Origin of the sequence: Synechococcus sp. R55.8 (assembly GCF_047461895.1) — a bacterium.
Classification (GTDB): domain Bacteria; phylum Cyanobacteriota; class Cyanobacteriia; order Thermostichales; family Thermostichaceae; genus Thermostichus.
The window spans coordinates 1-4,850 of the sequence record NZ_JANSIB010000140.1 but is presented as its reverse complement, the minus strand read 5'-3'; the positions used below and the strand labels follow the sequence as shown (position 1 = coordinate 4,850).

Genomic DNA, 4,850 nt, shown 5'->3' with positions numbered 1-4,850 from the left:
CCTCCCGGCAGTGACCCTACGGGTACAGTGCGGGGCTCCTGCGATTTCTAGCTGAAGATGCCAATGTTTCTTGAGGTTGGGTCCTTTCAAGACACCTCGACCCAACCTTTCGAGACCCCTCGGGATTGTTCGGTCAATTGCTGGCAGGAGTGGGGCGATCCACCACCGGAGCACCAAGGGAGTCGCCGCTATCGCAACCGCTCAAAAATAGGGCCAGCACCAGAAAGCAAACAAGCTGAGGGGTGCATAGTTCTCCATCTTAACAAGCTCAACTGCCTGTCCAGATTACCCCAGAGCCATTCCTCATCATCCTGAAGATTTCCTAAGGGACGGTGGGGATGGCCAGGGATCCCTCCAGAGCCAAGCGATCGCTGACGATAAGACGCCGACTCTCCAGCGTGATGCCGGTTTGGTTAACCAACATCACAGAAATCCACTCAGAACGGGGTTCTTGCGGAGCATCTGCCTGTAGGAAGATCCCTCCGGCCTGTAGAGGTTCGAGAGCAAACGAGGTCACCTCTGGGTAGCCCGCCCCGGCAACGGGTTGTTCGGCAACGGCGCCCAACAGCAAAGAGTGGGTGAGAGGCTCTGCCACAATCGCCTGCAGCGAATAGGTGGATCCCGGTTTGACCACCTCCGGCAGGTTCAAGGTGACGGTGGGAGGGGCAGATCCAGAGGTGAGGGTGCTGGCCTCCCGCAGCACTTCTTGGTCAATCAACAGCAGTTGTCCGGGATTGGCTGGATCCGGGCGATAGCGATTGCGCACCAGGGCAGAGGCTTCTACCTGAAAGTCCCCCCGCACCGAGGATTGGGATCCCTCTACTTGGCTGAGAATATCCGCAACAATCTCAGGGCCCACCTGCCGCCAGGAGAGGATCTGGGCCGAATAGGTGAGCTTGGGATGAGAGCTCCACAGCTTGCGGATGGCACCTTCCACCTCTTCCCGGTCCAGCCCATCTCGGTGGCGGAAGTCGGGGCTGTAGCCGGCCATCACCCCTGGCAAATCCCGCCGGTTGGCGGCGGCCACCTGCTGGCTTAGCCACTCCACCAGGGCGGCTGGCGGTGGGCTGGAAACTTGCCGCTGGATCCCACTTTCTAGGGGCATCGGGGCAGCTTGGGCCCAAGCCGAGGACTCCGTCCGGCTGACGTGACCGGCTGTCAATCCAAGGGGGATGCTCCAGCTCACGGCCAGAGCAAGGGGCCAAAGCAGTTGCGGAAAGTTAGATCGGGATTTCAAGCCATGGGCCTCCAGCCGGCAAATCTGGATCCCAGTCTAGCCTTAGGGCAGTTGGGATCCCAAAGTCCAGACCAGATAAGATCGATTGGAATAAGCTTTGGCTCATAGCGCCTGTTCTCCATGGCTCCCCAGCACTCTCCAGCTTTCTTGGCCCTGGTCAACGAGGCCAAAAGCCGCATCCAAGAACTGACAGTCGAGCAGGTCAGGCAAAAACAACTGCAGGGGGATCCCTTCTATTTTGTGGATGTGCGGGAAGAGTCGGAGTGGCAAGCCGGCCACGCTGCCGGAGCCATCCACTTGAGCAAAGGGATCATTGAGCGGGACATCGAGAGGGTGATCCCTGACAAAGAAGCGGAGATCGTCCTGTACTGCGGCGGCGGGTTTCGTTCGGCGTTGGCAGCCGATAATCTACAGAAAATGGGCTATCGTCGGGTGATCTCGATGGATGGGGGCATGCGGGCTTGGCGGGAAGCGGGTTTTCCTGAGGAGCGCTAGAGCTGGCGGATTTCTTCCCTCACCCATAGGAAGAGGGAGGTATTGGCTGCTATCTGGCTGCTATCTGAAATGGCCGACCACTGAAGGCGGGAAGTGGGGGCGGCCCAACCTTGTTTAGAATGGCGATAGCCTGGCCGTTTAGCTTTACCCCTCTGCCATGCTCCAAACCCTGCCCCGCCTGGATGTTGCTGCCCGTTTGCAGCAGTTGCGCCAGCTTCTGCGAGAACAAGATCTGGATGGCTTTTGGGTTCCCTCTGCTGATGAGCACCTCAATGAGTATTTGCCGGAACATCGCAAGCGGCGTCAGTGGATCACAGGCTTTACCGGCTCGGTGGGGGATGCCTTGATCACCCGGGACAGGGCTTGGCTGTGGGTAGATCCCCGCTATCACGAACAGGCGGAGCGGGAGGTGGATCCCAATCTATTGACAGTGATCAAAGGAGGTCTGCCGAATCAGCCCAGCCTGATGGAGATTGTGGAAGAGCTGGGATCCGGCTTTCGCCTGGGGGTGGATCCCTTTACGGTGGCGGTGGCCACCTATCGCCAGTTGCAGGCCCATGCCCAAGCGGGAGGGGTGCTCTTGATCCCGGTCGTGGAAAACTTGGTAGATAAGTTGGCCCAGGGACTTACCGCTCCCTTTGACCGGCCCATTGACTCGGTACCCACCCACCTAAGCGGGGCCACCCCTGCAGAAAAGCTGGCCCAAGTCCGGCAGGAGATGCGCCGCAAGCGGGTGGGACTGTTGCCCCTGACCAAATTGGATCAGGTGGCCTGGCTGTTTAACCTGCGGGGATCCGACATCCCCTACAACCCAGTGTTTTGGGCCTATGCTTTGGTCAGCCTAGATAGAGCGGCTCTATTCACAGATCTGGAGCGGCTCAGTCCCCGATCTCGGCAATTTCTGGCAGAAGCCGGGGTGGAACTCTGGCCCTACGAGACCTACAGCCAACAACTGCCCCAATGGGCCAAGAGCTACGCGCTGGTGGGCTTGGATCCCAAGCAGACCACCCAGGGCACTCAAGAGCTGCTGCAGGATGCGAGCTGCCGCGAGCTGGAGCACCCGGTGGAAGCCCTCAAGGCCGTGAAAAACCCCACCGAGCTGGAACAGATGCGCCTGGCCAACCGCAAGGCCAGCCGGGCCAAGATTCGCACCCTGGCCTGGATCGACCGGCAAATCCAACAGGGGATCCCCGTCACCGAAGCCGACGTGGCCGCGATCATGGAGGCCCACTACCGGGAGGAAGGGGAGTGGGTGGGCCTGAGCTTTAACACCATTGCCGGCGCCGGCGCCAACAGCTCCATCATCCACTACAGCACTCCGGATCCCCAAAAGCTGCTGCAGCCGGGCGAACTGTTTTTGTTGGACTCCGGATCCCACTACTTGGGGGGCACCACCGACGATACCCGCACCGTTTGGATTGGCCCGCAACCCGCGGATCCCTTGTGCAAGCGGCGCTATACCGAGGTGCTCAAGGCCCACATTCAATGCGCCCGCCAGATCTTCCCCCCCGACACCTATGGAGTCTCGTTGGATGGGATCGCCCGCTCTACCCTTTGGCAGGCCGGGCTGGACTATGGCCATGGCACCGGCCACGGTGTCGGCGCCTTTTTGAATGTCCACGAGGGGCCCAACGGGATCCACCGCCGCGCCAACACCCCTCTCAAAGTGGGCATGATCAACAGCATCGAGCCGGGCTACTACCAGCCGGGATGGGGTGGGATCCGCCTGGAGAACCTCTACGAGGTGATTGCCATTCCCGAGCCGGAGGGCTGGATGGGCTTTCGCTCCCTGACTTGGATCCCTTTCGATGGACGCTTGATCGATTGGGAACTGTTAAACGAGGCGCAGCGAGCCTGGCTGGACGAGTATCACCGGCAGGTTTACGTCATGCACCACGCCACCTTGCCAGAACAGGATGCCGCCTGGTTACGACGCGCCTGCGGACTGAGCTGATGTACTCGCGCAAGCGTTGCGCGGCGATTACAAATCCCCTGGCAAAGAACGCAGGAAGGATCCCCGCAGTTGACCACATGCGGCATTGCCATCCAAGCCACGGGTTTGGCGCACAGTGGCCCGCACTTGGTGCTGTTCGAGCTGGCGGACGAACTCTCTGACCCGTGTCGGGTGGGGGCGTTGATAGTCAGCTTCAGAGATGGGGTTGTAAGGGATCAGGTTCACGTGCAGTTGTACCCCTGACCGGCTGGCCTGCTGCAGCAATTGCGCCAGTTGGCGGGCATGAATGGGCAGGTCGTTGACCCCCGATAGCAGGGTATATTCAAAACTGACTCGCCGCCCGGTGCGCAGCATGTAGTCGCGGCAATCCTGGATCAGAGTGTCCAGAGGGTAGTGGGCTGCCGAAGGGATCAACCGTTGCCGCAGGTCTTGATTGGGGGCATGCAAGCTGACGGCCAGGGTAACTTGCAGATCCTGCTGCGCCAGCCAGGCAATTTGCCGGGGTACCCCCACCGTCGAGAGGGTGATATGCCGTTGGCCGATGCCGATATCTTGATTCAGGCTGCGGATGGCTTGTACCACCGTATCGCGGTTGAGCAGGGGTTCCCCCATGCCCATAAAGACCACATGGCTGACGCGACGGCCAAAATCTTCCTGCACCGTCAACACCTGATCCAGAATCTCGTGCAGCTCTAGGTTGCGCCGGTAGCCCATCTTGCCGGTGGCACAGAAATCGCAGGCCATCGGGCAGCCCACCTGAGAAGAGACGCAGACCGTCAGACGCTTGGCCGTTGGGATCCCTACCGTTTCGATCAACTGCCCATCCGCCAACCCCAGCAGAAACTTCACAGTACCATCGCGGGCCTCTGTCCGCTGCACAATGCGCGAGCGTCCCACTGGGTAGCTTTGCACCGCCTCTCGCCAAGCCCTAGGAAACACCGTCACCTGTTCCAGGGAGCGGATCCCTTTTTGGTAGATCCAAGCATGCAGTTGTTGCCCGCGATAGGCCGGCTGTCCTTGGGCAACCGCCCAGTCTTTCAGAGCAGACAAGGATTGCCCCAGCAGGGGAATGGGTAGGGCCGACATCAATACCATCTTAGACGAGATCTCAAGAGCATGACTCTAGTCAATAATAAGCTCAACTATACTGAAAATAATGTATAA

4 protein-coding genes are annotated in these 4,850 nt (G+C 59.8%); 2 read left to right on the top strand and 2 right to left on the bottom strand.

What is annotated here, in order from left to right; all coding sequences use genetic code 11:
• Positions 1–322: 322 nt before the first annotated feature.
• Positions 323–1,237, bottom strand: coding sequence for a hypothetical protein (locus tag NW829_RS11670; protein WP_414330578.1), 915 nt, complete (start codon positions 1,235–1,237; stop codon positions 323–325).
• A 120-nt stretch (positions 1,238–1,357) separates the two neighbouring features.
• On the opposite strand from NW829_RS11670, the gene NW829_RS11665 reads away from it, so the two are divergent.
• Together NW829_RS11665 and NW829_RS11660 are read left to right on the top strand one after the other, a co-directional pair.
• Positions 1,358–1,732 (top strand): rhodanese-like domain-containing protein, encoded by a 375-nt coding sequence (locus tag NW829_RS11665; RefSeq protein WP_011432658.1) that lies wholly within the window; start codon positions 1,358–1,360, stop codon positions 1,730–1,732.
• Between the two features lie 157 nt (positions 1,733–1,889).
• Positions 1,890–3,686: an aminopeptidase P family protein gene (locus NW829_RS11660; protein ID WP_414417146.1), complete on the top strand. Its 1,797-nt coding sequence runs from the start codon at positions 1,890–1,892 to the stop codon at positions 3,684–3,686.
• Positions 3,687–3,713: 27 nt separating this feature from the next.
• Here the strand turns inward: NW829_RS11660 and rlmN are convergent, their stop codons facing one another.
• On the bottom strand, positions 3,714–4,772 hold the full coding sequence (gene rlmN, locus NW829_RS11655; RefSeq protein ID WP_414349738.1) for a 23S rRNA (adenine(2503)-C(2))-methyltransferase RlmN: 1,059 nt from the start codon (positions 4,770–4,772) through the stop codon (positions 3,714–3,716).
• Between the last annotated feature and the right edge of the window lie 78 nt (positions 4,773–4,850).